The following is a 26,702-nucleotide window of genomic DNA, read 5'->3' on the forward strand; positions in this document are numbered from 1 at the left end:
TCCGGCCTGCGTTCGCAAGGGCCGGGCCTTTTTCTTTGCAAGGGAGAGGCGCGTGACGGGTCGCCGCAAGATGCTCAAACTGGCCGGGACCGGCCTTCTCGCGACAGGCCTTTCGGGTTTCGCGGCGCCCGCCGTTCTGGGGCGATCGGCTCCGGCGCCCGCGGGTCCGGCGCCGGCCTGGGCCAAAGGCTTTGACGGTCAGCGCATCGCCGACCTTGGCGACGGGCGCTTCCTCAATCCGATCATGGCGGGCGATCATCCCGATCCGTCGATCCTGAAGGACGGCGCCGATTATTATATGACCTTTTCGACCTTCGACAGCTATCCGGGGCTGGTCATCTGGCATTCGCGCGACCTGGTGAACTGGCGGCCGATCGGCCCCGCGCTGCACCGGAATATCGGCTCGGTCTGGGCGCCCGAACTGGTGAAGCACGAGGGGCGCTTTTATCTGTATATCCCCACCAAGGGTCCGAACACGAGCTGGGTGATCTGGGCCGACCGGATCGAGGGACCGTGGAGCGATCCCGTCGATCTGAACCTGCCCAACCATATCGACCCCGGCCATGCGGTCGGCGAAGATGGGTCGCGCTGGCTGTTTTTGTCGGGCGGTGACCGCGTGCGCCTGTCGGACGACGGCCTCGAACGCATCGGCCAGCCCGAACATGTCTATGACCCGTGGCGCTACCCCGCCGACTGGGTGGTCGAAGGATTCGCGCCCGAAGGGCCAAAGATCACACGGCATGGCGACTATTATTACATGATCACCGCGGTGGGCGGCACGGCGGGGCCGCCGACGGGGCATATGGTCATTGCGGCACGCTCGAAATCGATCCACGGGCCGTGGGAAAATTGCCCGGCGAACCCGCTCGTGCGCACGCGCTCGGCCAGCGAAAAATGGTGGTCGCGCGGCCATGCCACGCTCGTCGAGGGGCCGGCGGGCGACTGGTGGGCGGTCTATCACGGATATGAAAATGGTTTCTGGACCCTGGGGCGGCAGGCCTTGCTCGATCCGGTCGAATGGACCGCCGACGGCTGGCTGCGCATGACCGGCGGCGACCTGTCGCAACCAATCGCCAAGCCAAAGGGCGGGACGGTCGCGGGTCCGCACGGCATGGCGCTGTCGGACGATTTTTCATCGCTCGCGCTCGGCGCCAAATGGAACTTCTTCAAACCTGCGCCGGACGAACATCGCCGCGCGCGCGTTCAGGATGGCGCGCTGGTGCTGGCGGCGCGCGGCTCGGCGCCCGCCGACTCATCGCCCCTGCTGCTCATCGCGGGTGACCAGGCCTACCGCTTTGAATGCGATATCGAAGTCGCCCCCGGCGGCACGGCCGGGCTGATCCTCTTTTACGACGAAAAACTCTATTGCGGGCTCGGCTTCGACGGCGACCGTTTCGTGACGCATCAATATGGTATCGAACGCGCGCGTCCGGCCAATCCGCATGGCCGAACGATGCGGATGCGCGTCACGAATGACCGGCATATCGTCACTTATGACACGAGCGGCGACGGCGGAAAAACCTGGGTGCGTTTCGATCGCGGCATGGAGGTGTCGGGATACCACCATAATGTGCGCGGGGGCTTTCTGATGCTGCGCCCCGGACTTTATTCAGCGGGCGTGGGCGAGGCGCGCTTTCGCAATTTCCGCTTTGCGGCGTTGGCGTAGGGGTTTGGTTCGCGCAAAGGCGCAAAGGCAAAAAAGGGGCGGCGCCGTGACACCGACCCCGCACGCCGCCGGTGCGAAGCGCATCGTCGGGCCGCCTGCTGCGACGGCTTGTCCCGAAATCTGCGCCGCCCCCTTTGTGGCTTTGCGTGAAATGCCGATTATAGCGTCACGCCCGATTTCCAGATCGCGATGTCGCGCTCCTCCTTTGTCTCGGCTTTTGCAGGGGCCCCCGATGCGGTGGCCGTAATCAGGTCGAGCAAGGCATCGGCCGCGCCATCAAATCCCGCGTCGAGCACGGTCCCCGCATCGAAGTCGATCCACCCCGCCTTGCGCTCGGCCAGCGCACTGTTCGACGCGATCTTCAGCGTCGGCGCCGGGAAGCCGAGCGGGGTGCCGCGGCCGGTAGTGAACAGAATGATCGTCGCCCCTGCCGCGGTCAGGGCGGTCGAGGAAACGGCGTCGTTGCCGGGCGCCTCCAGAAGGGTCAGGCCGGGCAGGCGCGCCTCGCCGCCATAGCGCTGCACGTCGACAAGCGGTGCCCGCCCTCCCTTTTGCACCGCGCCAAGCGATTTTTCCTCCAGGGTCGTGATCCCGCCCGCGATATTGCCGGGCGACGGATTCTCGCTCACCGGCTCGCCGTGGCGAATGAAATAGTCTTTGAAGTCGCGGATCAGCGCAACCGCATCGTCGAACACCGCGCGCGACACCGCGCGGTCCATCAATATCTGTTCGGCGCCGAAAATCTCTGGAATCTCGGTCAGCACGACCTTGCCGCCCGCCGCCGCGACGACATCGGCCATGCGCCCGACGAGCGGATTGGCGGTGAGGCCCGAGAGGCCGTCCGATCCGCCGCATTTGACCCCCAGCACCAGCCGCGACAGCGGCACGTCGGTTCGCGGCGTGTCGCCGCAGCCATCAACCAGCTCGTCGACCAGCGCCAGGCATGCGGCTTCGTCATCCTCGACCGCTTGCGCGGACAAAGTACGGATATGCCCGCGGCGGTCGGCGGGAATCAGGTCGACCAGGGCGCCGAGCCGGTTGCTCTCGCACCCCAGCCCGACGATCAGCACCCCGCCGGCATTGGGATGCTGCGCGAGCGCGGCGATCAGCGCGCGGGTGTGGCCCAGATCGTCGCCGAGTTGCGAGCAACCGAAGGGATGTTTGAAAGCGTGAATGCCGTCGACGCGGCCAACATGGCGCTGACCCGCAATCCGCGCGACGCGCGTGGCGAGGTTGCCGACGCAGCCGACGGTCGGCAGCACCCAGATTTCGTTGCGCGTCCCGACGCGGCCGTCGGCGCGGACATAGCCTCGAAAGCCGGGTGTCGAACCGGGGGGAATCGCGCGAACCGGCGGCGGCGCATAGTGATAATCATCGTCACCGCCGAGCGCCGTCGCCAGATTATGGCTGTGGACATGCTCGCCGGGCGCGATGTCGGCCAGCGCGATGCCGATCGGAAGACCATATTTGATCACTGCCGTGCCGCGCCCGATAGCGGCGAGAGCGACCTTGTGCCCGCGTGCAATGGGCGCGGCGGCGCGAAGGTCGGCGCCCGCGAGGATCGGCTGGCCCGGCGCAATGTCGGCGATCGCGGTCGCCACATTGTCGCCGCCAGCGATACGGATCGCGCAATTCATCGGATATTCGCTTGCCTTTGACACCGGTGTCTCTTACACCGCTTCGCGGAAGAGGGAAATGAGAAAGATGGCGGCTATCAGCGATCCGGAAAATGTGGCGCGCAAATTAATCGACGCGCGTGCGGGAAAGACACCGCTTACCGTCTATCCCGGTGCGATGCCGCAAACGATGGCGGAGGCCTATGCGATTCAGGATCGGGCGATTGCGCTCGACGGGCGGCGCGTCGGCGGATGGAAGGTCGGACGAATCGCGCCCGAGCTCGTCGACCGCTTCGGCGGCAACCGCCTGACCGGCCCGATCTTTGCCGATGAAATCGTCGATAGCGCCGCCGACCCGGCGATGCCCGTCTATGCCGACGGTTTCGCAGCGGCCGAGGCCGAGGTGCTGCTCTGTTTCGGCGATGTCGGCGCGCGCGATTATGACATCGACAGCGTCAAGCAGTGCATCGTGGATGTCCGCACGGGGATCGAGATCGCGAGTTCCCCCTTTCCCGAAATCAACCGGCACGGCCCCGCGGTGACGGCGTCCGACTATGGCAATAACAAGGGGCTGATCATCGGTCCGTCGATCCCCGACTGGCAGGACGCCGACCTTATCCATATGCCCGTCGAGATGTTCATCGATGGTGCGCCCGTCGGCGCCGCGACGATGGAGGCTATGCTCGACGGCCCGTTCGGATCGGCGCTGTTCCTGATCGGCATCTTGCGGGCGCGCGGCATTGCGATCGCGCCGGGCACCTGGGTGTCGGCGGGGGCGATCACGGGGATTCACGAGGTCCGGCCCGGCCAGCGGGCCGAGGCGCTGTTCGACGGAAACATCCGCGTCGGCTGCACAATCACAAGCTATTAGAAGCAAAGAACGGGAGAGGATGATGGCGCAGGCAATCGCAGACACGGGTGCGGCGGTGCCGGTGCCCCGCGCGGGCCGCTACCGCTGGATGATCGTCGCAGTGCTCTTTGCGGCAACCACCGTCAACTATATCGACCGCACCATGCTCGGCCTGCTCGCGCCGACGCTTGGCACCGAGCTTGGGTGGAGCGAGAATGACTATGGCAACATCGTCACCGCTTTCTAGGCGGCTTATGCACTCGGTTTTCTGGTCATGGGCTGGCTGATCGACCGTTTCGGTCCCAAGATCGGCTATGCGATCGCCATCTCGATCTGGACGATCGGTCATGTCGCGCACGGCTTTGCGTCGTCGGTCGCTTCCTTCATGCTCGCGCGCGTCGTGCTGGGCGTCGGCGAGGCGGGGCATTTCCCCTCGGTCGTCCGCGCGTCGAGCGAATGGTTCCCGCAAAAGGAGCGCTCCTACGCGATCGGCTGGGTCAACAGCGCGACGACGATCGGCGTGATCCTCACCGCGCCGACGGTGGCGCTGTTCATGCGCGTGCTGGGTTTCGACTGGCGCGAAACCTTCATCTACACCGGCATTTTCGGCGTCGTCCTGTTGCTGCTCTGGGTCTGGCTCTACAGCAACCCGCGCGAAAGCGGGAAGGTCAGCGAGGCCGAGCTCGCGTGGATCGAGCATGACCCGCCCGAAAAGGTCCAGCGTATCGGCTGGGGCAGGATCGTCACCAAGCGCGAGGCCTGGGCCTTTGCGGCGGCGAAGTTCCTGACCGATCCGGTGTGGTTCCTGATGCTCTTCTGGCTGCCCAAATATTTTGCCTCGACCTATGACGTCGACCTCAAGATCGTGCTGCTGCCGATGATCATCATGTATCTGTTGTCCGACGTCGGCAGCATCCTTGGCGGCTGGGTGTCGTCAAAGCTGATCCAGACCGGCCGCAGCGTCAATTTTGCGCGCAAGGTGACGATGATCGGCGCCGGTCTGTGCGTCCTGCCGTTGTTGTTTGTCACCGGGCTCGACAATATGTGGCTGGCGGTGGTGCTCATCGGCATTGCGCTCGCGGGGCATCAGGCCTTTTCGTCGACGATCCTGTCGATCCCGCCCGACATGTTCCCGAAACGCGCGGTCGGTTCGGTGATCGGGCTTGGCGGCTTCATGGGCGGCGTCGGGGGGATGATCATGGCGAAGTCGACGGGACTTGTGCTCGACGCGACGGGGGGCAATTACACGATCATCTTCGCCGCCTGCACGACCGTCTATTTCCTTGCGGTGCTTGTGGTGCATGTCCTCAGCCCGCGCCTTGCGCCGGTCGGCGTGGAAGGCGCAAGATAGCGTCATGGCGCACCCGTTGCACCTGTCACCCGACCGCCTCTTTCCGTCCGACCCGGCGCAGCGCGATATCGCGCGCCGACTCTACAAGGAGGTGGCGGGCCTGCCGATCGTCAGCCCGCACGGGCATACCGATCCGGCCTGGTTCGCGGGCAATGCGCCCTTCGGCAATGCGGCGGAGCTGCTGCTCCATCCCGATCATTATGTGTTCCGAATGCTCTATTCGCAGGGGGTGTCGCTCGACGCGCTGGGCATCGGCAACCCGGACGCCGACCCGCGTGAAAGCTGGCGGATCTTTGCGCAAAACTACCATCTCTTTCGCGGCACCCCGTCGCGCATGTGGATGGACTGGGTGTTTGCCGAGGCGTTCGGCTTCGACGTGCAATTTTCGGCCGAGACGTCGGACCATTATTTCGACCGGATCACCGAGGCGCTGGCGACCGACGCCTTTCGCCCGCGCGCCCTGTTCGACCGTTTCGGTATCGAGGTGATCGCCACGACCGAAAGCCCGCTCGACACGCTCGACCATCACGCCGCGATCCGCGCGGCCAACGCCAGCGGCGAATGGGCGGGCCGCGTCATCACCGCCTATCGCCCCGATCCGGTGGTCGATCCCGAGTTCGAGGGTTTTCGCGATAACCTCGAACGCTTTTCCGAACTGTCGGGCGAGGATGCGTTCAGCTATGCCGGCTATCTCGCCGCGCATCGGGGTCGCCGCGCCTTCTTTGCCAGCATGGGCGCGACCTCGACCGATCACGGACATCCGACCGCCGCAACCGCTGACTTGTCCGAAGCCGAGGCTGAAGCCTTGTTTGCGCGCGTTACCGGCGAGACTGTTTGCGCTGCCGATGCCGAGCTGTTCCGCGCGCATATGCTGACGGTGATGGCGGGAATGAGCCTCGACGACGGGCTCGTCATGCAGATACACCCCGGCGCGTTCCGCAACCATAACCCGTGGCTGTTCGCGACCTATGGGCGCGACAAGGGTGCAGATATTCCAACCGCGACCGACTATGTCCACGCGCTGCGTCCGCTCCTCGGAAAATATGGCAACGAAGCCGCGCTGACGATCATCCTCTTCACATTGGACGAGACGAGCTATGCGCGCGAACTCGCGCCGCTTGCGGGCCACTATCCGGCGCTGCGGCTCGGCCCGGCCTGGTGGTTTCACGACAGCCCCGAAGGGATGCGGCGCTTCCGGTCGCAGATGACCGAGACGGCGGGCTTCTGCAACACTGTCGGGTTCAACGACGACACGCGCGCCTTCCTGTCGATCCCCGCGCGGCACGATGTCGCGCGGCGGATCGACTGCGGCTTTCTCGCCGCGCTTGTCGCCGAACATCGGCTGGAGGAATGGGAGGCCGCCGAACTCGCGGTCGACCTCAGCTACAATCTCGCCAAGGCGGCCTACAAGCTGTGAGGCTGGGCGCCGACACGCCGCTGCCTGCATCGGTGCGGCGGCCCCGATACGACCGCGCCGCCCAGGCGGTGGGCATCGTCCATATCGGCATCGGCGCTTTCCACCGCGCGCATCAGGCGGTGTATACCGACGACGCGATGGACGCGGGCGACCGCGACTGGGGCATCGTCGGCGTGTCGCTGCGGTCGGGCGACGTCGCAGCGCAGCTGAACCCGCAGGCGGGGCTCTATACGGTGAGCAGCCGCAGCGCGGCGGGCACACAGCTCCGCATCGTCGGCGCGGTGCGGCAGGTGCTCGTCGCCGCCGCCGATCCGCAAGCCGTGATCGCCGCGATCGCCGCGCCGACAACCCATATCGTCAGCTTCACGGTGACCGAAAAGGGCTATTTGCGCCGCGCCGATGGATCGCTCGACCTTGATGCGGCGGGCGGGGCGTCGAGCCTCTACCGCTTCGTCGGCGCCGCGCTCGCCGCCCGCCAGGCGGCGGGCCTGCCCGGACTGACCCTGCTGAGCTGCGACAATCTGGCGAGCAACGGCGCCGTGCTGCGGCGGCTGATGCGGCAATATCTTGCCGCCCGATACCCGGCGCTGGCCGACTGGTTCGACGCGACCTGCGCCTGCCCCGCAACGATGATCGACCGCATCGTCCCCGCGACCACCGATGCCGACCGCGCGGCGGTCGAGGCCGAACTCGGCGCGCGCGACGAGGGGGCGGTGGTCACCGAAGGCTTCAGCCAATGGGTGATCGAGGATGGCTTCGCGGGCCCGCGACCGCGCTGGGAGGCGGTCGGGGCCGAACTGGTCGCCGACGTCGCGCCCTATGAAGCCGCCAAGCTTCGGATGCTCAACGGCGCGCATTCGGCGCTCGCCTATATCGGGCTGGGGCGCGGACATGATTTTGTCCATCAGGCGATCGCCGATCCTGACATCCGCCCGGTGATCGAACGGCTGATGCGCGACGAAGCCGCGCCGACGATCGACGCCGCGCCGGGGCAGGATCTGGCCGCCTATGCCGATGCGTTGCTGGACCGTTTCGCCAATCCGGCGCTGCATCACCGGCTGATCCAGATCGCGATGGACGGCAGCCAGAAGATTCCGCAGCGCTGGCTCGAAACGCTGGCGTGGCATCAGCGGCGTGGACAGCGGTGCCCCTCGCTTGAAACGGCGATTGCGGCGTGGATTGAATATCTGCGGAGCGGCCATCCGGTCGACGATCCGCTCGCCGAAAAGCTGGGCGAAGCGGCGGCCGATCCGAATGCGACAGAGCGGCTGTTCGGCGAAAGAGGGTTGATCGCCTCCGGGTGGCGGCCGACGTCATAGCTATACTGTGCCCCTGCGAGGGCTGGCGCCGATCTGCCGCCCATGCAGGATAGTGTCCACCGGATATCGGTTCCCGCCTTCGCGGGGATACGATGGCTGTTGAAGGAATGTCGCTGTTCTAAACCGGAACCAGCAGCCCCCGGCTCTCTCTCACCTCGGCATCCAGCCAGTCGATAAACGCCCTGATACGCGGTTGCGGCGCGACGTCGCGGTGAAGCGCAAGCCAGAAGGCGCGCGCGATCGTCTGATCGCCTCGCACGCGGACCAGCGCAGGATCGCCCGCAGCAAGAAAGCAGGGCAGCACGCCCACCCCCGCACCACCGGCGATCATCCGTCGCTGGGCAAGGATCGACGACGAGCGGACATTGGCGCGCAACCCCGGCTCGATTTCGCCCAGATAGTCGAGTTCGGGGGCATACAGAATGTCGGGGATATAGCCGATCACCGGAATGCCCGCGCGCGACAGCGGCGTGGTGCCAACCGCTTCCTGCCAATCGGGGCGGTTCGCCGGGGCATAGAGGCCAAGGCTGTAATCGGCGAGCTTGCGCGTGATGAGCGGACCCTTGCGCGGCCGCGCGAGCAGCACCGCCATATCGGCTTCGCGCCGCGATGGGTTCAGAAACCCCGACGAGGCGACAAGGTCGATCTCAAGCTCGGGGTGCGCCGCGACGAAGCGGCCGAGCCGCGGCGCGATAAAGCTGTTGCCAAAGCCTTCGGAGACGCTGACGCGGAGTTGCCCCGACAGCGCCGATGAACCTTCGGACGCCTTGTGGATGCGCGCCGCTGCCGCCGCCATCGCTTCGGCGTGCGGGACGAGCGCCCGGCCCGCCGCGGTCAGAACGAAACCCGTCGGCGCGCGTTCGAACAAGGTCTGCTGGAGCGCCGCTTCCAGTGCGCTGACCTGGCGGCTTACCGTCGTCGCATCGACACGCAGTGCCGCCGCGGCGCGCGCGAGCGTGCCATGGCGCGCGACCATCAGGAAATATTGCAGCCTGTCCCAATCCATGTCCTGCAATTATGCAGGATAGCACTGCAAGTCTATCCCTTGCAATCGCCCCGCAACTCGGCTGTGGCAGCGGCAACATCTTGTGGGAGACTTGGGTTATGCGACAGATCGACCATCACATCGTCGGCGGTTCCGCCGGCTCCGCCCGCTTTGGCGATGTGCTCGACCCCAATAATGGCGGCGTCCAGGCACGGGTCGCGCTTGGCGACCGCGCCGTTCTCGACCGCGCCGTGGCCGCCGCAAAGGCCGCGCAGCCCGCATGGGCCGCGACCAACCCGCAGCGCCGCGCGCGCGTGATGTTCGAGTTCAAGCGCCTTGTCGAAGCCAATATGAACCAGCTTGCCGAAATGCTGTCGGCCGAGCATGGCAAGGTGATCGCGGACTCGAAGGGCGACATCCAGCGCGGGCTTGAAGTCATCGAGTTCTGCTGCGGCATCCCGCACGTGCTGAAGGGCGAATATACGCAAGGCGCCGGCCCCGGCATCGACGTCTATTCGATGCGCCAGCCGATCGGCATCGGCGCGGGCATAACCCCGTTCAACTTCCCCGCGATGATCCCGCTGTGGATGGGCGGCGTCGCAACCGCGGTGGGCAATGCCTTCATCCTGAAGCCCAGCGAGCGCGACCCGTCGGTGCCGGTGCGCCTGTCGGAGCTGTTTCTTGAGGCGGGTATGCCCGAAGGCATTTTCCAGACCGTCCATGGCGACAAGGAAATGGTCGACGCGATCCTCGACCACCCCGATATCGGCGCGGTCAGCTTTGTCGGCTCGTCGGACATCGCCCATTATGTCTACAACCGCGGCGTTTCGAACGGCAAGCGCGTGCAGGCGATGGGCGGCGCAAAGAACCACGGCATTGTCATGCCCGACGCCGACCTCGATCAGGTGGTGAACGACCTGACCGGTGCGGCCTTCGGTTCGGCGGGCGAACGCTGCATGGCGCTGCCCGTCGTCGTCCCCGTCGGCGAGGACACCGCGAACCGTCTGCGTGAGAAACTTGTCCCCGCGATCGAGGCGCTGCGCGTCGGCGTATCGACCGATGCCGACGCGCATTATGGCCCCGTCGTGACACAGGCGCACAAGGACAAGGTCGAAGGCTGGATCGCCAAATGCGCCGACGAAGGCGCCGAACTGGTGATCGACGGTCGCGGGTTCACGCTTCAGGGGCACGAAAAGGGATTTTTCGTCGGCCCGACCCTGTTCGATCATGTGACGCCCGACATGGAAAGTTACAGGCAGGAAATCTTCGGCCCGGTGCTCCAGATCGTCCGCGCGCCCGATTTCGAAACCGCGCTCGAACTGCCGTCGAAGCATCAGTATGGCAATGGCGTCGCCATCTTTACGCGCAACGGCCATGCGGCCCGCGAATTCGCCGCGCGGGTCAATGTCGGCATGGTCGGCATCAACGTGCCGATCCCGGTGCCCGTCGCTTACCATACATTCGGCGGCTGGAAGCGGTCGGCGTTCGGTGACACCAACCAGCACGGCATGGAAGGGGTGAGGTTCTGGACCAAGGTGAAAACGATCACCGCGCGCTGGCCCGATGGATCGCCCGACGGCGGCAACGCCTTCGTCATCCCGACGATGGGTTGATCGGCAAGCGCCGATGAAACCCGTACGCCGGGTCGGACATTTCTCCGGGCAAAGGAGAAGGACGATGATGCGATGGACGATGCCCGCGGCGCTTGTGCTGCTTGCCGCGTGCGGCGGCGGTCAGGACGGAGAGGCCGGCCCCGAGGACAGCGCCGTGATCGGCCCGGTGCAAAAGGCCGAGCGTGCGGCGCCGCCCGAAAGGCCGACTGCGGGCGCCGAGGCAGCAGCCCCCGCGCCGGACGAGGACGGCGCCCGTGTCGACGGCGATACGCATCCGCCCGAAATCCGGGGACGTTGGGCGCTGAGCGCCGCCGATTGCACGGCGCGCAAGGGCGCCGACCTGACCGTGCTGACGATCGGCGCGACCGATTTGCGCTTCTATGAATCTCACGGCGAACTGGTGCGCGTTCGGCAAAGCGATGCGAACCGCATCGTCGCCGATTATCGGTTCAGCGGCGAGGGCGAGGAATGGGATCGCCGCATGACGCTCACCCTCGCCGACGGCGGCAAGGCGCTCGTGCGCCGCGATACGGGCGAGGGTGCGGTGGCGAACGCGATGCGCTATACGCGCTGTGCCGGATGACGGCGTCGTTTTGAAAGGGAGATTCACCATGGACGTTCGCCTGCTTGTCGTCGCCGCCGCCCTGCCGCTTGCCGCCTGCATGGGCAGCGAGACGCCTGTCGAATCGACCCCGCCGCCGCCCACCGAAATGACGTGCAACGCCGATGCGGCGCAATCCTATGTCGGGCAGACCGCGACCGGGGCTGTCGGCGCGGCGATCCTGAAAGCCACCGGCGCGCGCACGCTGCGCTGGGGGCCGCCGCGCAGCGCGATGACGATGGATTATCGCCAGGATCGTGTGAACATCATGTACGACGACGCCTACAAGATCACGCAGGTCACCTGTGGCTGACGGCGCGCGCCGCAATCATGGCTCGGCGTCCCCGTTCGAGCCGGTTTACGGATACAGCCGCGCGGTGCGTGTGGGCAACCGCATCGACGTCGCCGGCTGTGCGCCGATCGAACCCGATGGCAGCTCGACCGTCGGCGACGCGGGGGTGCAGGCGACGCGCTGCCTGACGATCATCGCCGAGGCGCTCGCCGCACTCGGCGCTTCGCCCGCCGATGTCGTGCGCACACGCATGTATATCACCGACCCCGCCGATGCCGATCTCGTCGGCCGCGCGCATGGCGCCATGTTCGGCGATATCCGTCCGGCATCGACGATGATCGTCATCCCCGCGCTGATCCGCCCCGAATGGAAAGTCGAAATCGAAGCCGAAGCCATCATCATCGAGAAGACCGCATGACCGACCAGTTCCAGCTTACCGACGACCAGCTCGCCATTCAGGATATGGCGCGCAAATTCACCGCCGACCGCATCACGCCCTTTGCGGCCGGATGGGACGAGACGCACCATTATCCCGTCGATGTCTGGAAGGCGGCGGGCGAGCTTGGCTTTGGCGCGATCTATGTTGCGGAGGAGTCGGGCGGCATCGGGCTCGGACGGCTCGAGGCGGCACTCATCATGGAGGCGATGGCCTATGGTTGTCCCGCAACCAGCGCCTATGTCTCGATTCACAATATGGCGACGTGGATGATCGACCGTTTCGGGAGCGCGGCGATCAAGGAACGGTTTTTGCCGAGCCTCGTCAGCATGGACAAAATTGCGAGCTATTGCCTGACCGAGCCGGGTTCGGGATCGGATGCCGCTGCGCTCAAGACGACGGCAAGGCGCGACGGCGACCATTATGTGCTGAACGGCACCAAACAGTTCATATCGGGCGCGGGGGTCAACGACATCTATGTCTGCATGGTCCGCACCGGCGAGGAAAAATCGAAGGGGATCAGCTGTCTCGTCGTCGAAAAGGACACGCCGGGCCTCAGCTTCGGCGCGCCGGAGAAAAAGCTTGGCTGGAACGCATCCCCCACGGCCCAGGTGATCTTCGAGGATTGCCGCGTGCCCGCGGACAATCTCGTCGGCGCCGAAGGCGACGGTTTCCGCTTCGCGATGGCGGGGCTCGACGGCGGCCGCCTCAATATCGGCGCCTGCTCGCTCGGCGGCGCGCAGCGCTGTCTCGACGAGGCGATCGCCTATACCAAGGACCGCCAGCAGTTCGGGCAACCGATCGCCGATTTCCAGAACACCCAGTTCATGCTCGCCGACATGGCGACCGACCTGGAGGCCGCGCGGGCGCTGCTCTATATCGCCGCGGCGAAAGTCACCGCGAACGCCCCCGACAAGTCGCGCTTCTCGGCGATGGCGAAGCGGCTCGCGACCGATAACGGCAGCAAGATCGTCAATGACGCGCTGCAATTGTTCGGTGGTTATGGCTATTTGAAGGATTATCCGATCGAGCGTTTCTGGCGTGACCTGCGCGTCCATTCGATCCTTGAAGGGACCAACCAGGTGATGCGGATGATCGTCGGAAGGGATTTGCTGCGCCAATGACCGAAGATTTATTGATTTCTGCGGACGGCCGCGTCGGCCGCATCTCGCTCAATCGCCCCAAGGCGATTCACGCGCTGAACCTTGCAATGTGCCAGGCGATGATCGACGCGCTCGTCAAATGGCGCGCCGACGATGGCATCGAAGCGGTGACCATCGACCATAGCGAAGGACGCGGTTTCTGCGCCGGCGGCGACATAAGGATGCTTGCGAAAAGCGGCGCCGGGGATGGAAAGGAAGCGCGGGCCTTTTTTCACACCGAATATCGGCTCAATCATCTGCTCTTTACCTATCCCAAGCCCGTCGTCGCCTTCATGGACGGCATCACCATGGGCGGCGGGGTCGGCATTTCGCAGCCCGCCAAATATCGCGTCGCGACCGAGCATACGCGCTTTGCGATGCCCGAGACGGGGATCGGCCTGTTTCCCGATGTCGGTGGCGGCTGGTATCTGCCACGGCTCGAAGGCCGCGTCGGGCAATATCTGGCGCTCACGGGCGCACGGCTCGACGGCGCCGATTGCCTCGCGCTCGGCCTCGCGACGCATTATCTGCCGTCGGAAAAGCTTGCCGAGGCAAAGGCGCGCATCGCCGCGCATCCCGATCGCATCGGCGGTATTTTGGGCGAACTGTCGATCACCGCACCGCCCGCCACGATCACCCATCAGATCGACAGGATCAACCGGCTGTTCGCGAGCGATACCTATGAGGAGATCCTCGCCGCGCTCGAATCCGATGGCGGCGAATGGGCGGAAAGGGAGCTTGCAACCCTGCGCAGCAAATCGCCGCAGACGTGCAAGGTGGCGCTGCGACAGCTCAAGGAGGGGGCGGAGATGCACGATTTCGCCGCCGAGATGGCGCAGGAATATGCAATCGGCAGCCGCGTCGTGACGATGCATGACTTCATCGAGGGTGTGCGCGCGCTGATCATCGACAAGGACAACAGCCCGCGATGGAATCCGCCGACGCCCGAGGCGGTGACCGACGACTGGATCGACGCGATCTTTGCGCCGTTGCCCGAGAATGAGAAATGGACCCCGCTCGCCTAGACCGTCGCCCCCGCAAGGGCGGGGGCCGGTTGCGGCAACTCGCCAACGGCCCCCGCCCTTGCGGGGGCGACGGAGAATGAAAAATGACATACGAAACCCTGCTCGTCGAAACGCGCGGCGCCGTCACCCTGGTGACGCTCAACCGCCCGCAGGCGCTGAATGCGCTCAATTCGGGCGTGCTCGACGATCTGATCGCCGCCTTCGCCGCCTTCGAGGCCGACGCCAGCCAGCGCTGCGCCGTGCTCACCGGCGCGGGTGACAAGGCGTTCGCCGCGGGCGCCGACATCAAGGAAATGGCCGACAAGCCGGCGGCCGATTTCTATCTCGAAGATTTCTTCTCGAAATGGACGAGCGATTTCGTGAAGAAGGTTCGCAAGCCGTGGATCGCCGCGGTCAACGGCTTTGCGCTCGGCGGCGGCTGCGAACTCGCGATGATGGCCGATTTCATCATCGCGTCGGACAAGGCAAAGTTCGGCCAGCCCGAAATCAAGCTCGGCGTCGCGCCCGGCATGGGCGGATCGCAGCGGCTGACCCGCGCGGTCGGCAAGGCGAAGGCGATGGAAATGTGCCTGACCGGCCGGATGATGGACGCCGAGGAAGCCGAACGGTCGGGGCTCGTTGCGCGCGTCGTGAGCCATGAAAGCCTCATCGACGAGGCGGTAAAGACCGCGACGCTCATCGCGTCGATGCCGCCGATGGCCGCGATGGTGAACAAGGACATGGTCAACGCGGCCTATGAGACGACGCTCGACCAGGGCCTGATCTACGAACGCCGCCTGTTCCAGATCCTCGCCGCGACCGAGGACAAGATGGAAGGCATGGCCGCCTTTATCGAGAAACGCGAAGGCGTGTGGAAGGGGCGGTGACATGAAGATCGCATTCATCGGACTCGGCAATATGGGCGGCGGGATGGCCGCGAATCTCGCGAAAGCAGGCCATGACGTCCGCGCCTTTGATCTCAACGAGGACGCGCTGGCGCGGGCGGTGGAGGCAGGCTGCGCCCGCACCGCGTCGGCTGCCGAAGCCGTCACCGGTGCCGACGCGGTGGTCACGATGCTGCCCGCGGGCAAGCATGTCGCCGCGGTCTACGATGCCGATGTCTTCCCGAACGCGGCGCCCGGCACATTGCTGCTCGACTGCTCGACGATCGACGTTGCAACCGCGCGCGCCAATATCGAGGCTGCGACGGCCAGGGGCCTCGTCGCGGTCGATGCGCCGGTGTCGGGCGGCATCGCGGCCGCCAACGCCGGAACGCTGACCTTCATGGTCGGCGGGACGGGCGAGGGGTTTGCGCGCGCCGAACCGATTCTCGCCAAAATGGGCAAGGCGGTGATCCACGCGGGTGATGCGGGGGCGGGGCAGGCGGCGAAAATCTGCAACAACATGCTGCTCGGCGCGTCGATGGTGGCGACGTGCGAGACGCTCGCGCTTGCACAGAAGCTCGGCCTCGATCCGCAGACATTTTTCGACATCGCCAGCGTGTCGTCGGGGCAATGCTGGTCGCTGACCAGCTATGCACCGCTTCCCGGCGTCGGGCCGACGACACCCGCCGACAATGATTACAAGGGCGGTTTTGCGGCGGCGCTGATGCTCAAGGATCTGCGCCTCGCGATGGAAGCTGCCGCCAGCGTCAACGCCGATGTGCCGATGGGGGCAAAGGCGCGCGAGCTTTACGAAGCGTTTGTCGAGGTCGACACGGAAGGGCACGACTTTTCGGCGATCATCCGCACCTTGCAGGGTTGATTGCCCTCGACTTGTCGCGCCTTCCGGGGCTAAGGCCGCGCGCGAATCAAGAAAAGACAGGATTTCTCCCATGCGTATCGACCTCATTCCGGCGGGCGACAACCCGCCCGAAAGCCTCAACGTCCTGATCGAAGTGCCGATCGGCGGCGAGCCGGTGAAATATGAGTTCGACAAGGCGTCGGGCGCGCTGTTCGTCGACCGCTTCCTGCACACGCCGATGCGCTATCCCGCCAATTACGGTTTCATTCCACACACGCTCGGCGACGATGGCGACCCGTTGGACGCGCTCGTCGTCGCACGCTCGCCAATCGTTGCGGGGGCGGTGGTCAAATGCCGCCCGATCGGCGTGCTGATGATGGAGGACGATGCCGGCGGCGACGAAAAATTGCTCTGCGTGCCGGTGAACAAGACCTTTCCCTATTACAAGGATGTCGCGAGCTACACCGATATGCCGCCGATCGTGCTGCAACAGATCGAGCATTTCTTTACTCATTACAAGGATCTCGAACCCGGCAAATGGGCCAAGCTCAATGGCTGGGGCGATGTCGACGAAGCCAGGCGCATCATTGTCGAAGCGGTCGAGCGCGCGAAAAAAGTCGGCTTCTGAAACATATGTCGCCCCTGCGAAGGCGGGGGGACGCTATCGGCTTGCGCCAGACGCGTCGTGCAGGATCGCCAACGGCCTGCGCCTTCGCGGCGGCGACGATTCAAGCATTCGGCTTCGGTGCCGTCGCGGGCGCGGGCATCGAGCGCACGTGCAGGTCGCGCTGCGGATAGGGGATTTCGATCCCCGACTCCTGAAACCTGTCCCAGATGCGCAGAAAGACGTCGCCCTTGATATTGCCGATCCCGGCCTCAGGGTCGGTGATCCAGAAGCGCACTTCATGGTCGACGCTGCTGTCGCCGAAAGCGGTGATCCAGCACACCGGCGCGGGCTCGGCCAGCACGCGCTTCGTCTGGCTGGCCGCTTCGATCATCAGCTGCTGCGCCAGCCGCAGGTCGGTGCCATAGGCGACTCCCACCGCGATGCTCACGCGCACCGCACGGCTCGAATAGCTCCAGTTTTCGACCTCCTGCGTCATCAGGATTTCGTTGGGGATCAGATGCTCCTTGCCCTCGCGCGTGATCACCGACACCGCGCGAACACCGATCTTGTTCACCCAGCCAAAGCTGTCGCCAACGGCGATGACGTCGCCCGGCTTGATCGATCGGTCCATCAACAGGATGATCCCCGCGATCAGATTGCCGACGGTTTTTTGCAGCCCGAAACCGATTGCCAGCCCGAGCGCGCCTGAAAACACCGCAAAGGCGGTGAGGTCGATACCCAATATGTCGATGCCGACAAAAAAGGCGGCGACGATAATCACCACCGCCGAAATCTTTTCGATGAGCAACCGCTGTGTCGGATCGAAACGATCGCTGCGCCTGATGGCCCGGCGCAGCACGCGCGTCGCGAGCCGCACCAGCGTGAAGAGAATGACCACGGTCACCAGCAGGTTGACGACGGTGAGCAGCGAGAAGTGCCGCGCACCGATCGAGAAGCCAAAGGCGTCCAGCCGCTCCTGCAGCAGTTCCAGCCCGCCGACCGCACGTGACAACATGACGACGAGCGCGACCAATGCCGCCGTCAGCGCCGTCCCGTCTCCGAGCCCCACGCCGATCAGAATATGCCGCACCAGCGCTGCGACGCCGAATGCGAACAGCAGGTTCAGCAGCAGCAACGCATAGGGGTGCCAGGGCCAGAGCGCCCCTGCGATACCGACGATCAGCAGCGCGGCGGTCCAGCCGAGAATTGCGCCGGCGCGTTCGGTGAGCGGCCCGCGCGCGCCGAAATCCTGCCCGTGCAGCCAGTCGGCAAGCCGCGGCCCGATCCGCCTGCTGGCGAGCCGGTTCGCGGCGAGTGCGAGCACAGCCAGCGCCGCGGCGACGCCGAGCTCAACCAGTTGCGCTTCGGCAAGCGCCGGAAAACCCATGCGGGCGAGCAGGGCGTCGAGGCTGTTCACGCCGTCATCGCGGCAAAGCCGCGCGCGAGGTCGGCGATCAGGTCGGCGGGGTCTTCGAGCCCGATCGACAGGCGAACCAGCGGGTCGGGGTCGGCCCAGCGCGTCGCGGTGCGGATGCCTGCGGGGTCGGCGGGCACGATCAGGCTTTCATAACCGCCCCAGCTGAAACCGATGCCGAAATGACCGAGCGCGTCGATGAAGCGTGTGCGTGCCTCCTCGTCGGCGCCCTTCAGCGTAAAGCCGAACAGCCCGCTGGTGCCTGCAAAATCGCGCGACCAGATGGCATGGCCCGCGTCGCCGGCCAGGGCCGGGTGGAGCACACGGCCGACCTCGCCGCGCGCCGCAAGCCAGCGCGCGACCGCAAGGCCGTTCTCGCCATGCCGCTGCATCCGCACGTCGAGCGTGCGCAGCCCGCGCAACATGAGTGCGCAATCGTCGGGCGACACCGACTGGCCGAGCTGATAGGCGGCGCTGCGCAGCTTCGGCCACACCGCGCGCGTCGCGGTGAGCGAGCCCATCATGGCGTCGCTGTGCCCGCCGACATATTTGGTAAGGCTTATCATCGCGACATCGACCCCGTGCGCCAGCGCGGGAAAGAGCAAGGGCGTCGCCCAGCTATTGTCGATCATCGTCAGCACGCCGCGCGCGCGCGCGACGCGGGTGATCGCGGGCACATCCTGCACCTCGAAAGTCAGGCTGCCCGGTGATTCGAGGAAGATCAGCTTCGTTTCCGGGCGGATCAGCGCGGCAATCTCCGCGCCGACAAGCGGATCATAATAGGTCGTTTCGACCCCCAGTCGCCGCAGCATCCCGTCGCAGAAGGCGCGCGTCGGTTCATAGGCGCTGTCGACCATCAGCAGATGATCGCCGGGCGACAAGAGCGCGAGCAGCCCCGCCGAATTGGCGGCGACACCCGAAGGATAGAGCAGCGTCCCCTCGGCCCCCGGCTCCATCGCGGTCAGCGCGTCGGCAAGCGCCCACACCGTCGGCGTCCCGCGGCGGCCGTAATAGAGCCTGTCGTGGGTCGCATGGCCACGCGCCTTCAGATCGGCAACATTGTCGTAAAGGATGGTCGAGGCGCGCCAGACGGGCGGATTGACGATGCCGCCGCCCAGCCGCGGGTCGCCGGTCCATTCGGGCCGTCGTCCGCCCTGCACAAGCTTTGTGGACGGGCGGAGGCTGTCGTCGTCATTCGTCATCGGCCAATCGTAGCGAAGCGCTAGGTAAAATCCAGTGGCCCACCGGCAAAGCCGACCACGAGCCCCGCCACCGAACAGATCGCGAGCACCGGCACGATCCCCATTCTGAAGCGAAAGAGCAGCAGCGCCGCGAGCAGCGCCAGTGCCAGTGCGCGAGGATCGAGGCTGGCGAGCACCGGCAGCTCCGTGCCCCATCCGCTACGGACAAGCTCGCGGAACAGCACATGCAGCGCAAACCACAGCGCCAGGTTGGCGATCACGCCGACGACCGCCGCGGTCACCGCCGCCAGCGCGCCCTTCAGTCCTGCCGCACGCTCGAGCCGGTCGATCCACGGCGCAAAGGTGAAAATCCACAGGAAACAGGGCGCAAAGGTGACCCACAGCGTCAGCCCCGCACCCAGCAACGCCGCAATAAATGGCGTAAAGGGCGCCGCATCGCGATAGGCGGCAAGAAAGCCGACGAACTGCGTTACCAGAATCAGCGGTCCCGGCGTCGTTTCGGCGAGTCCCAGCCCGTCGGCCATCTCGCCGGGCCGCAGCCAGCCGAACCCCGACACCGCTTCCTGCGCCATATAGGCGAGCACCGCATAGGCGCCGCCGAAGGTTACCACCGCGAGCTGCGAGAAAAAGACGCCGATGTCCCACAGGACATGTTCCTGTCCCAGGGTTACGAGGATCAGCAGCATCGGCGCCGCCCAGATCGCGCCCCACATGAGCATCGCCGCAACGCTTTGCCGCCACGGGGAGCGTGCGTGCACAATCGGCGCCGCCGCAGCGGGCGCGAGCTTGAGCCAGCCCGGCCGCCAGCGCCCCGCTGCCCAGCCGGTCAGCAGCGCTGCCAGAATGACGAGCGGGAAGGGGAAGGTCAAAATAGCGACGGCGACGAAGGAAGCGGCAGCGATGCTGCGCTGCAGCGGCGTCTTGAGCGCACGTCCGGCGATGCGCAGCAACGCCTGCACCACGATCGCCAATACCGCCGCTTTTATGCCAAGGAACAGCGCAGCGAACCAGTCCAGTCCCGCCGCCATCACATAAAGCATCGACAGGCCGAGCATCACCAGCGCGCCCGGAATAATGAACAGCAGCCCTGCTGCCAGACCACCCTTCAGCCCGTGCAGCCGCCAGCCGATCCAGGTCGCGAGTTGCTGCGCCTCGGGCCCCGGCAGCAGGTGGCAGAAATTGAGCGCATGGAGAAAGGTCGCCTCGTCGACCCAGCGGCGCTCATCGACGAACTCGCGGTGCATCAGCGCGATCTGCCCGGCGGGGCCGCCGAAACTCAAACATCCGATCCGCGCATAAGCGCGCACCGCTTCTGCAAAACCGGGGGTTACGGGATCGGCAAAATCGGTCATCGTCATGCTTCTCCAGCCGGCAAAGCCGGGTGAAAAAACAACGCTTGGGCGAATGCCTGACCGGGAGGTTGTCTTGCCCCGATGCCGCGAGATTAGCGCGGCGCCGGGACGCGACAAGCACAAAAAGGCATTGCGGGGCGAAAGCCGCGCTTCGTGCGTCAGGCCGCGCCGGTCGCCTTGGGCGTCGCGGCATCGGCGCCCCATTCGAGCCAGCTACCGTCATAGACCGCGACATCGTCCTTACCGAGCAGATGCGCTCCAAAGGCGACGACGGCGGCGGTCATGCCGCTTCCGCAGGTTGCGACGAGCGGCTTGTCGAGGTCGATTCCGGCGGCGTCGAAAGCGGCCTTGAGGTCATCGCCGCGCTTCCAGGTGCCGTCGGCGTTGAACAATTCGCCGTGCGGCAGGTTGCGCGATCCCGGAATATGGCCGGGCGCCAGGCCGGGGCGCGGGTCGCGTTCCTCGCCGGTGAAGCGCGCCGAGGGGCGCGCGTCGACCACCTGTTCGGCACGACTGTCGAGATTGGCGAGCATCTGTTCCTTGGTCCGCACCGCCTTGGCGTCGCGCCACACGGTGAAGTGGCGGTGGCGCAGCGTTTGCTTGCCCATTTCGAGCGCGCGGCCTTCGACCTTCCACTTGGCGAGGCCGCCGTCGAGCAGCGCGACGTCGTGTGCGCCGAACAATTTGAGCAGCCACCAGGCGCGCGCCGCACTCTTGAGTGGGCTGTCGTCATACAGCACGATGCGGCTGCCATCGCCCAGGCCGAGCGACTGCATGCGGCTTGCGAATTTTTCGGCGGGCGGCGCCATATTCTCGATCGCGCTCGACGTGTCGGTCAGTTCGGCCAGGTCCATGAACACCGCGCCGGGAATGTGCCCCGCCTCATATTCGGCGCGCGCGTCGCGATCGGTCCCCAGGAATTTCGTCGCATCAACGACCCGCAGGTCCGATGCCCCCAGTTCGCGTTCCAGCCAGTCGGTTGAAACCAAGGCGTCCATGTCATGCTCCTGTTACCGCCGGTCGGGAACCGTTTTGCCTGTTCCTCGTCCGGCCATCCTGCTGTGGCTTCTTTCCGGGGATGATCAGCCTATGCCCCCACCTGTGCTTTTTCAAGCGGGTCCGCTCTGCCCCAGCCTTTGCTGCACCGCAACAACAAAAGCGGCGGATTGCCGCCCTGCGCGCCTATTGGCTGCGGCGAATCGCGGTCGGCCGGGCGGCGGGGCGATCGACCACATAGGCGGCGCGGTCGAGCGCGAGCGGCGCAAGCTTGTCGCTGCCAGCCCCCTGTTCGCGACCGAGGACGAAGCTGCCCGCATTCTGCCCGAAGGCGTCACCTTCGCCTTCCCAATGATAGGTGACGTCGATCGCCATCACGGGGACGAGCATCGGCTTTCCGCCGATCATCAGCGGTTCGATCGCGGCGCGCGGCAGCATCACTTCGGTCGACAACAGCTCGCCCGCGCCGGGCGCGAGCATCATGTCGTCGCGCAGCACGCTGCCGCCCGCGCCGTCGAAGAAGCGGCCGAGCACCGGTTCGGTCATCGCCGATCCCTGATTCAGCGCGATGCGCACCATCAGCCCGGTCGCATCCGCGCTGCCCTGGTTGACCAGGTTGAGCGCAAAGCCGACCGCGACATGATCGGCGGCAAAGCGAATGGTGCGAATCTCGAGCGCCATGGCGACGATCGCGCGGCGTTCGGCCGCCGGGCGCGTGACGAGCGGCGAAGCCGGGCGTGGTGCCGTCGGGGCCGGTGCTGTCGGGGCCGGTGCTGTCGGGGGCGGTGCGGGCGGGCGCGCCGTTGCGGCTTTGGCGAGCGGCGACGGGGCGGGACGCGCAGCGGGGGGCGGCGATGCGGCTTCGGGCGTATCGTCCAGCGCCGGCCCCACGGGCGATGCGCGGCGGCGCCAGTACCAGAGGCCTGCGCCCAGGGCCGCGAGCACGGCGAGCGCCCACGCCCAGGCCGGGGTGCCGGGCGAGGGCATGTTGGCCGCGGAAACGTCATCGGCCGGTTCGCGCGTGACAGGGTCCGGCGCGGATGGTTGCGAATTGACCGGCGGCAACGCCTCCGCGTCGGCCGCTGGGTCGATCTGCGGCGCGGGCGTCGGCGTGGTCGCGCGCTGCGCCTCGGATGCTGCGGGTGCCGGGCGTCGGGCGGCCGCCGGATCGGGCGCCGCTGGCGGTTCGGGCTGGGTCGGGACGACGCGCGGCGGGATGGCGGGCGCTGTCGGCGTGGGCGTGGGTGCAGGCGTCGGCTGGCCGCGGCGCTCGCCCGGCGCGACGGGCGGCAGGCCGTTGTCGGCGGGCCCCTGCACGCCCGGCGCGCGGCCATCGTCTTCGGGCTGGAGGCGGAAATCGATCTGGCGCGGCGGATTTTGGGTGGCGGTTCCGCTGTCTTGTGCGCCCGCGGACGCGCTCGCGGCCAGCATCGCTGCTGCCAGCGCGACCCGTGCCGCCCGAACCTGACCGAATATCCGCACGCTCATCTTGTCCGCGATCCCAAACCGTCCATATCTCGCCCACGCCGCTGAATTGGCGCTGAACCCCGCGGCCCGTCGTCCCACGAGGTCGGTGACATCGGCCGCGCTGCGCACTAGAGCGATTCCATGACCGATTCCACCCCCTCGCCGCTTGCGCCCAAACATCTCGGCCAATCGAGCGAACTGCCTGCCTCGCCCGAGGTCGCGGTGCTCGACTATGTGCCCAATCCCCGCGTGGGCGAGCTTTACCTCGTCCGCTTCGCCGCACCCGAGTTCACGTCGCTCTGCCCGGTGACCGGCCAGCCCGATTTCGCGCATCTGGTGATCGATTATGCGCCGGGCAGGACGATCGTCGAATCGAAAAGCCTCAAGCTGTTCCTCGGTTCCTTCCGCAACCATGCCGGTTTCCACGAGGATTGCACCGTCGGTATCGGCCGCCGCCTGTTCGACGAGATGCAGCCGCAATGGCTGCGCATCGGCGGTTACTGGTATCCGCGCGGCGGCATTCCGATCGACGTGTTCTGGCAGTCGGGGCCGCCGCCCGCGGGGCTGTGGCTCCCCGACCAGGGCGTTGCGCCCTATCGCGGGCGGGGCTGATCTTTCATCTTTCCGTCACATTTTGTTGACACTGGTGTAAACGTTATGACGACAGCCTCGCTTCCGCACGACCATCCCATTGCCGTCGGCGCCGACGCGATCGACTTCATGGGGCATGTAAACAATGCCCATTATTTGAGCTGGGTGCAGGACGCGGTGCTGTCGCACTGGCGCAAGATCGCGCCGCCCGAAGCCGTGGCGGCACATCTCTGGGTCGCGCTCAAGCATGAAATCACCTATCGCCGCCCCGCCTTCCTCGACGATCAGGTCATCGCGACGGTCATCCTCGAAAAGGTGCAGGGCGCGCGCGCCTTTTACGAAACGATCATTCGCCGCGGCGAGGAAGTGCTGGCCGAGGTCAAGTCGAGCTGGTGCTGCATCGACGCCGAAACGCTGCGCCCCGCGCGGCTCGCGAGCGATGTGATCGCGCGCTTCTTTCCCGGCGAAAAGGGTTGAGGCGCCTATCTCAGTAAAAATCGGCGGTTTCGCCGCCGTCGCGCCGTCGCGTGCGGTGAACCTGCGCCGGCGCGTCGCGGCTGCCGCTCCGCACCTCCAGCCGCCCATCCACGCGTCGGACCTCGGCGGGCGCCAGGATGCGCACGCGCGCGATGCCGACGGCGCTCGCCTGCGGCCGCTCGGGCATCGGTGCGGCGGCCGGTGCGCTCGCGGCGAGCAACAGGGCGGCGGCAAGGGGCATGGCGTTCATGCTCTGCCCTAACGGCAGGTCTTGCCAGCGCCTTAACCCTGAATCGCAGTTTTTCGGTCATGGCTGCGGCGCGTTGGGGGCAAGGAAAAGGCCGCCTGCCCCAATGCGGGACAGGCGGCCTTTCAATTTATAACCCGCCCGGCTCCGGCGGAGGCACAGGCCCATCGCCGGTCGGCGCCGTTGCCAGCCCCGCCGGCGATGGGTCCCTATCGGGCTGACCATGCTCCCGCGCGGGGACACAGGGCTTTTCCGGCGCGATCAGAAACCCGCCTTGGCTTCCGCTTTTTCTTTCAGCAATGGCGCGATCTCGAACCCGTGCTTTTCCAGCGCCGCGACAATCTTGTCGGTGCCTTCCAGCCCCGCCCAGAACATCGGGCCGCCGCGATAGACCGGCCAGCCATAGCCATAGATCCACACGACATCGATGTCGCTCGCGCGTTGCGCCTTGCCTTCCTGGAGAATCAATGCGCCTTCGTTGACCATCGGATAGAGGGTGCGTTCGATGATCTCCTGATCGGTGATCTCGCGCTTCTCGACGCCCGCCCGCGCACGGAACTCCTCGATAATCTCGGCGACGCGCGGGCTTTCCGACGGCTGGCGCTTGTCGTCATAATCGTAAAAGCCCGCCTGTTTCTTCTGCCCCCAGCGGCCTTCGGCGCACAGCGCGTCGCGGATGCTTTCGATGCGGTTCGGGTCGCGGTGCCAGCCGATGTCGACGCCGGCGAGGTCGCTCATCTGGAACGGTCCCATCGGCATGCCGAAGTCGACATGCACCTTGTCGACCTGCGCCGGGGTCGCGCCTTCGAGCAGCAGTTTCATCGCTTCGACCTGGCGCGGTTTCAGCATCCGGTTGCCGATGAAGCCGTCGCACACGCCCGCGACGACGGCGACCTTGCCGATCTTCTTGCCGATGGCCATCGCCGTGGCCAGCGCATCGGGCGCGGTCTTGTCGCCGCGCACGACTTCGAGCAGCTTCATCACATTGGCGGGCGAGAAGAAATGCATGCCGAGCACGTCGCCGGGGCGGTTGGTCGCGGTCGCGATCTCGTCGATGTCGAGATAGGAGGTGTTCGATGCGAGGATCGCGCCGGGCTTGGCAATCTTGTCGAGCTTGCCGAAAATATCCTTCTTGACGTCCATATTCTCATAGACCGCCTCGATGATGAGGTCGCAGTCGGCAAGGTCGTCCAGCTCAAGCGACGGGGTGATCAGACCCATCATCGCATCGACCTGTTCGGGCGTGAAGCGGCCCTTGGCGGCGGAGGCGTCGTAATTCTTGCGCACGACGCCGAGCCCGCGGTCGAGCGCATCCTGCGCCATTTCGACGATCGTGCAGGGGATGCCCTTTTGCAGAAAGTTCATCATGATGCCGCCGCCCATCGTGCCGGCACCGATGATGCCGACCTTTTTGACGTCGCGCAGCTGTGTGTCCTTGGGCAGGCCGTCGATCTTGGCGGCCTGGCGTTCGGCGAAGAAGATATGGCGCTGCGCCGCCGACTGGCTGCCGAACATCAGTTTCATGAACTGTTCACGCTCGAATGCCAGGCCTTCGTCGAAGGGCAGGCGCGTCGCGGCTTCGACGCAGGCGAGATTGGCGTAAGGCGCCTCGAACCCGCGCCAGCGCTTGGCGTTCTTCGCCTTCAGCTCCTCGATAAAGGCAACATCGCCGAACACGGGGCGTTCGCGCGTCGGGCGCGGGCCATCGGCGATCTTCGCGCGCGCAAAGGCGATGGCATCGGCGGCCAGACTGTCCTCGCCCGCCAGTTCGTCGACCAGCCCCATTTCCTTCGCCTTGGGCGCCGGAACCGGATCGCCGGTCGAGGTCATCGTCGCGGCGGCCTCGACACCGACGATGCGCGGCAGGCGCTGCGTGCCCCCCGCGCCGGGGAGCAGGCCGAGCTTGACTTCGGGAACGCCGAGCTTTGCCGAAGGCACGGCGATGCGGTAATGGCAGACGAGCGCGGTTTCGAGCCCGCCGCCGAGCGCCGTGCCGTGGATCGCCGCGACGACGGGTTTCGGTGCCGCTTCGATGCTGTTCAGCACCGCGTTGAAATCGGGACCGCGCGGCGGCTTGCCGAACTCGCTGATGTCGGCGCCCGCGATAAAGGTCGCCCCGGCGCAGCGCAGCACGATGGCTTTCACGCTGTCATCCGCAAGCGCCGCGGCGAAATTATCCTCGAGGCCCTGGCGAACGTGCCAGGACAGTGCGTTCACAGGCGGATTGTTGACGATGATGACGGCGATTTCGCCATCCTTTTCCATGGTGACGGATATGGGGGTATCTTCGGTCATGGGAGAACTCCTTGGGTCT

At 66.1% G+C, this 26,702-nt stretch carries 25 protein-coding genes and 1 pseudogene; 17 read left to right on the forward strand and 9 right to left on the reverse strand.

Annotation, left to right across the window (positions count from 1 at the left end; all coding sequences use genetic code 11):
- Positions 1 to 70: 70 nt before the first annotated feature.
- The gene (locus HUW43_RS06225) at positions 71 to 1,666 is read left to right on the forward strand and encodes a family 43 glycosylhydrolase (RefSeq protein WP_188236607.1); all 1,596 of its coding nucleotides are present in this window, start codon (positions 71 to 73) and stop codon (positions 1,664 to 1,666) included.
- Positions 1,667 to 1,824: 158 nt separating this feature from the next.
- Here the strand turns inward: HUW43_RS06225 and HUW43_RS06230 are convergent, their stop codons facing one another.
- Positions 1,825 to 3,303 (reverse strand): UxaA family hydrolase, encoded by a 1,479-nt coding sequence (locus tag HUW43_RS06230; protein ID WP_188236608.1) that lies wholly within the window; start codon positions 3,301 to 3,303, stop codon positions 1,825 to 1,827.
- 94 nt (positions 3,304 to 3,397) lie between these two features.
- On the opposite strand from HUW43_RS06230, the gene HUW43_RS06235 reads away from it, so the two are divergent.
- From HUW43_RS06235 to HUW43_RS06250, 5 genes and pseudogenes are all read left to right on the forward strand, one after another.
- Positions 3,398 to 4,153, forward strand: coding sequence for a 2-keto-4-pentenoate hydratase (locus HUW43_RS06235; RefSeq protein WP_317450830.1), 756 nt, complete (start codon positions 3,398 to 3,400; stop codon positions 4,151 to 4,153).
- A gap of 22 nt (positions 4,154 to 4,175) precedes the next feature.
- Positions 4,176 to 4,379 (forward strand): hypothetical protein, encoded by a 204-nt coding sequence (locus HUW43_RS15945; protein ID WP_317450831.1) that lies wholly within the window; start codon positions 4,176 to 4,178, stop codon positions 4,377 to 4,379.
- A 15-nt stretch (positions 4,380 to 4,394) separates the two neighbouring features.
- Positions 4,395 to 5,483, forward strand: a pseudogene (locus HUW43_RS06240) (MFS transporter); the annotation flags it as partial.
- A 4-nt stretch (positions 5,484 to 5,487) separates the two neighbouring features.
- Complete coding sequence (gene uxaC / locus HUW43_RS06245; RefSeq protein ID WP_188236567.1) at positions 5,488 to 6,900, forward strand: glucuronate isomerase; 1,413 nt, start codon at positions 5,488 to 5,490, stop codon at positions 6,898 to 6,900.
- Positions 6,897 to 8,219, forward strand: a complete 1,323-nt coding sequence (locus HUW43_RS06250) for a mannitol dehydrogenase family protein (RefSeq protein ID WP_317450832.1) — start codon at positions 6,897 to 6,899, stop codon at positions 8,217 to 8,219. Before uxaC ends, HUW43_RS06250 begins: the two co-directional genes overlap by 4 nt.
- A gap of 118 nt (positions 8,220 to 8,337) precedes the next feature.
- Here the strand turns inward: HUW43_RS06250 and HUW43_RS06255 are convergent, their stop codons facing one another.
- On the reverse strand, positions 8,338 to 9,225 hold the full coding sequence (locus tag HUW43_RS06255; RefSeq protein ID WP_188236569.1) for a LysR family transcriptional regulator: 888 nt from the start codon (positions 9,223 to 9,225) through the stop codon (positions 8,338 to 8,340).
- A gap of 98 nt (positions 9,226 to 9,323) precedes the next feature.
- On the opposite strand from HUW43_RS06255, the gene HUW43_RS06260 reads away from it, so the two are divergent.
- The 9 genes from HUW43_RS06260 (at position 9,324) to ppa (ending at position 16,663) form a co-directional block, all read left to right on the forward strand.
- A complete protein-coding gene (locus HUW43_RS06260) occupies positions 9,324 to 10,817 on the forward strand; it encodes a CoA-acylating methylmalonate-semialdehyde dehydrogenase (RefSeq protein WP_188236570.1) in 1,494 nt (497 codons plus the stop codon).
- Positions 10,818 to 10,881: 64 nt separating this feature from the next.
- A complete protein-coding gene (locus tag HUW43_RS06265) occupies positions 10,882 to 11,400 on the forward strand; it encodes a hypothetical protein (RefSeq protein ID WP_188236571.1) in 519 nt (172 codons plus the stop codon).
- Positions 11,401 to 11,428: 28 nt separating this feature from the next.
- On the forward strand, positions 11,429 to 11,731 hold the full coding sequence (locus HUW43_RS06270) for an I78 family peptidase inhibitor (RefSeq protein ID WP_188236572.1): 303 nt from the start codon (positions 11,429 to 11,431) through the stop codon (positions 11,729 to 11,731).
- On the forward strand, positions 11,724 to 12,128 hold the full coding sequence (locus HUW43_RS06275; protein ID WP_188236573.1) for a RidA family protein: 405 nt from the start codon (positions 11,724 to 11,726) through the stop codon (positions 12,126 to 12,128). Before HUW43_RS06270 ends, HUW43_RS06275 begins: the two co-directional genes overlap by 8 nt.
- Entirely contained in the window at positions 12,125 to 13,270 is a 1,146-nt protein-coding gene (locus tag HUW43_RS06280) for an acyl-CoA dehydrogenase family protein (RefSeq protein WP_188236574.1), read from the forward strand. Before HUW43_RS06275 ends, HUW43_RS06280 begins: the two co-directional genes overlap by 4 nt.
- Positions 13,267 to 14,313, forward strand: coding sequence for an enoyl-CoA hydratase/isomerase family protein (locus HUW43_RS06285; RefSeq protein ID WP_188236575.1), 1,047 nt, complete (start codon positions 13,267 to 13,269; stop codon positions 14,311 to 14,313). Before HUW43_RS06280 ends, HUW43_RS06285 begins: the two co-directional genes overlap by 4 nt.
- An 83-nt stretch (positions 14,314 to 14,396) precedes the next feature.
- On the forward strand, positions 14,397 to 15,179 hold the full coding sequence (locus HUW43_RS06290) for an enoyl-CoA hydratase-related protein (RefSeq protein ID WP_188236576.1): 783 nt from the start codon (positions 14,397 to 14,399) through the stop codon (positions 15,177 to 15,179).
- A 1-nt stretch (position 15,180) separates the two neighbouring features.
- Complete coding sequence (mmsB, locus tag HUW43_RS06295) at positions 15,181 to 16,056, forward strand: 3-hydroxyisobutyrate dehydrogenase (RefSeq protein ID WP_223181326.1); 876 nt, start codon at positions 15,181 to 15,183, stop codon at positions 16,054 to 16,056.
- A gap of 70 nt (positions 16,057 to 16,126) precedes the next feature.
- A complete protein-coding gene (ppa, locus tag HUW43_RS06300; protein ID WP_188236577.1) occupies positions 16,127 to 16,663 on the forward strand; it encodes an inorganic diphosphatase in 537 nt (178 codons plus the stop codon).
- 100 nt (positions 16,664 to 16,763) lie between these two features.
- Here ppa and HUW43_RS06305 read toward each other — a convergent pair whose 3' ends face one another.
- From HUW43_RS06305 to HUW43_RS06325, 5 genes are all read right to left on the reverse strand, one after another.
- The gene (locus tag HUW43_RS06305) at positions 16,764 to 18,059 is read right to left on the reverse strand and encodes a mechanosensitive ion channel family protein (RefSeq protein ID WP_317450833.1); all 1,296 of its coding nucleotides are present in this window, start codon (positions 18,057 to 18,059) and stop codon (positions 16,764 to 16,766) included.
- Positions 18,056 to 19,258: a cystathionine beta-lyase gene (gene metC / locus HUW43_RS06310; protein WP_188236578.1), complete on the reverse strand. Its 1,203-nt coding sequence runs from the start codon at positions 19,256 to 19,258 to the stop codon at positions 18,056 to 18,058. Before metC ends, HUW43_RS06305 begins: the two co-directional genes overlap by 4 nt.
- 20 nt (positions 19,259 to 19,278) lie before the next feature.
- The gene (chrA, locus tag HUW43_RS06315) at positions 19,279 to 20,616 is read right to left on the reverse strand and encodes a chromate efflux transporter (RefSeq protein WP_188236579.1); all 1,338 of its coding nucleotides are present in this window, start codon (positions 20,614 to 20,616) and stop codon (positions 19,279 to 19,281) included.
- Between the two features lie 152 nt (positions 20,617 to 20,768).
- Entirely contained in the window at positions 20,769 to 21,608 is an 840-nt protein-coding gene (gene sseA / locus HUW43_RS06320; RefSeq protein ID WP_188236580.1) for a 3-mercaptopyruvate sulfurtransferase, read from the reverse strand.
- A gap of 184 nt (positions 21,609 to 21,792) precedes the next feature.
- Positions 21,793 to 23,094, reverse strand: coding sequence for a hypothetical protein (locus HUW43_RS06325; RefSeq protein ID WP_188236581.1), 1,302 nt, complete (start codon positions 23,092 to 23,094; stop codon positions 21,793 to 21,795).
- 120 nt (positions 23,095 to 23,214) lie between these two features.
- Here HUW43_RS06325 and queF point away from each other — a divergent pair, with 120 nt between their 5' ends.
- Both queF and HUW43_RS06335 read left to right on the forward strand, forming a co-directional pair.
- Positions 23,215 to 23,685, forward strand: coding sequence for a preQ(1) synthase (gene queF, locus HUW43_RS06330; protein WP_188236582.1), 471 nt, complete (start codon positions 23,215 to 23,217; stop codon positions 23,683 to 23,685).
- 45 nt (positions 23,686 to 23,730) lie between these two features.
- Positions 23,731 to 24,141 carry an acyl-CoA thioesterase gene (locus HUW43_RS06335; protein ID WP_120220999.1) on the forward strand — a complete coding sequence of 137 codons (411 nt, stop codon included), beginning with the start codon at positions 23,731 to 23,733 and terminating at the stop codon, positions 24,139 to 24,141.
- Positions 24,142 to 24,151: 10 nt separating this feature from the next.
- Here HUW43_RS06335 and HUW43_RS06340 read toward each other — a convergent pair whose 3' ends face one another.
- Both HUW43_RS06340 and HUW43_RS06345 read right to left on the reverse strand, forming a co-directional pair.
- A complete protein-coding gene (locus tag HUW43_RS06340) occupies positions 24,152 to 24,391 on the reverse strand; it encodes a hypothetical protein (protein WP_188236583.1) in 240 nt (79 codons plus the stop codon).
- 258 nt (positions 24,392 to 24,649) lie between these two features.
- Positions 24,650 to 26,683: a 3-hydroxyacyl-CoA dehydrogenase NAD-binding domain-containing protein gene (locus tag HUW43_RS06345; RefSeq protein ID WP_188236584.1), complete on the reverse strand. Its 2,034-nt coding sequence runs from the start codon at positions 26,681 to 26,683 to the stop codon at positions 24,650 to 24,652.
- Positions 26,684 to 26,702: the final 19 nt, after the last annotated feature.

The sequence above is a fragment of the Sphingopyxis sp. LK2115 genome (genome assembly GCF_014595975.1).
GTDB lineage: Bacteria > Pseudomonadota > Alphaproteobacteria > Sphingomonadales > Sphingomonadaceae > Sphingopyxis.

Bases quoted from the DNA above. Each gene is read 5' to 3' on its own strand.
- HUW43_RS06225 (WP_188236607.1), top strand. From the start codon at position 71: ATGCTCAAACTGGCCGGGACCGGCCTTCTCGCGACAGGCCTTTCGGGT.
- HUW43_RS06230 (WP_188236608.1), bottom strand. From the start codon at position 3,303: ATGAATTGCGCGATCCGTATCGCTGGCGGCGACAATGTGGCGACCGCG.
- HUW43_RS15945 (WP_317450831.1), top strand. From the start codon at position 4,176: ATGGCGCAGGCAATCGCAGACACGGGTGCGGCGGTGCCGGTGCCCCGC.
- uxaC (WP_188236567.1), top strand. From the start codon at position 5,488: ATGGCGCACCCGTTGCACCTGTCACCCGACCGCCTCTTTCCGTCCGAC.
- HUW43_RS06255 (WP_188236569.1), bottom strand. From the start codon at position 9,225: ATGGATTGGGACAGGCTGCAATATTTCCTGATGGTCGCGCGCCATGGC.
- HUW43_RS06260 (WP_188236570.1), top strand. From the start codon at position 9,324: ATGCGACAGATCGACCATCACATCGTCGGCGGTTCCGCCGGCTCCGCC.
- HUW43_RS06265 (WP_188236571.1), top strand. From the start codon at position 10,882: ATGATGCGATGGACGATGCCCGCGGCGCTTGTGCTGCTTGCCGCGTGC.
- HUW43_RS06270 (WP_188236572.1), top strand. From the start codon at position 11,429: ATGGACGTTCGCCTGCTTGTCGTCGCCGCCGCCCTGCCGCTTGCCGCC.
- HUW43_RS06280 (WP_188236574.1), top strand. From the start codon at position 12,125: ATGACCGACCAGTTCCAGCTTACCGACGACCAGCTCGCCATTCAGGAT.
- HUW43_RS06285 (WP_188236575.1), top strand. From the start codon at position 13,267: ATGACCGAAGATTTATTGATTTCTGCGGACGGCCGCGTCGGCCGCATC.
- HUW43_RS06290 (WP_188236576.1), top strand. From the start codon at position 14,397: ATGACATACGAAACCCTGCTCGTCGAAACGCGCGGCGCCGTCACCCTG.
- mmsB (WP_223181326.1), top strand. From the start codon at position 15,181: ATGAAGATCGCATTCATCGGACTCGGCAATATGGGCGGCGGGATGGCC.
- ppa (WP_188236577.1), top strand. From the start codon at position 16,127: ATGCGTATCGACCTCATTCCGGCGGGCGACAACCCGCCCGAAAGCCTC.
- metC (WP_188236578.1), bottom strand. From the start codon at position 19,258: ATGACGAATGACGACGACAGCCTCCGCCCGTCCACAAAGCTTGTGCAG.
- chrA (WP_188236579.1), bottom strand. From the start codon at position 20,616: ATGACGATGACCGATTTTGCCGATCCCGTAACCCCCGGTTTTGCAGAA.
- sseA (WP_188236580.1), bottom strand. From the start codon at position 21,608: ATGGACGCCTTGGTTTCAACCGACTGGCTGGAACGCGAACTGGGGGCA.
- HUW43_RS06325 (WP_188236581.1), bottom strand. From the start codon at position 23,094: ATGAGCGTGCGGATATTCGGTCAGGTTCGGGCGGCACGGGTCGCGCTG.
- queF (WP_188236582.1), top strand. From the start codon at position 23,215: ATGACCGATTCCACCCCCTCGCCGCTTGCGCCCAAACATCTCGGCCAA.
- HUW43_RS06335 (WP_120220999.1), top strand. From the start codon at position 23,731: ATGACGACAGCCTCGCTTCCGCACGACCATCCCATTGCCGTCGGCGCC.
- HUW43_RS06340 (WP_188236583.1), bottom strand. From the start codon at position 24,391: ATGAACGCCATGCCCCTTGCCGCCGCCCTGTTGCTCGCCGCGAGCGCA.
- HUW43_RS06345 (WP_188236584.1), bottom strand. From the start codon at position 26,683: ATGACCGAAGATACCCCCATATCCGTCACCATGGAAAAGGATGGCGAA.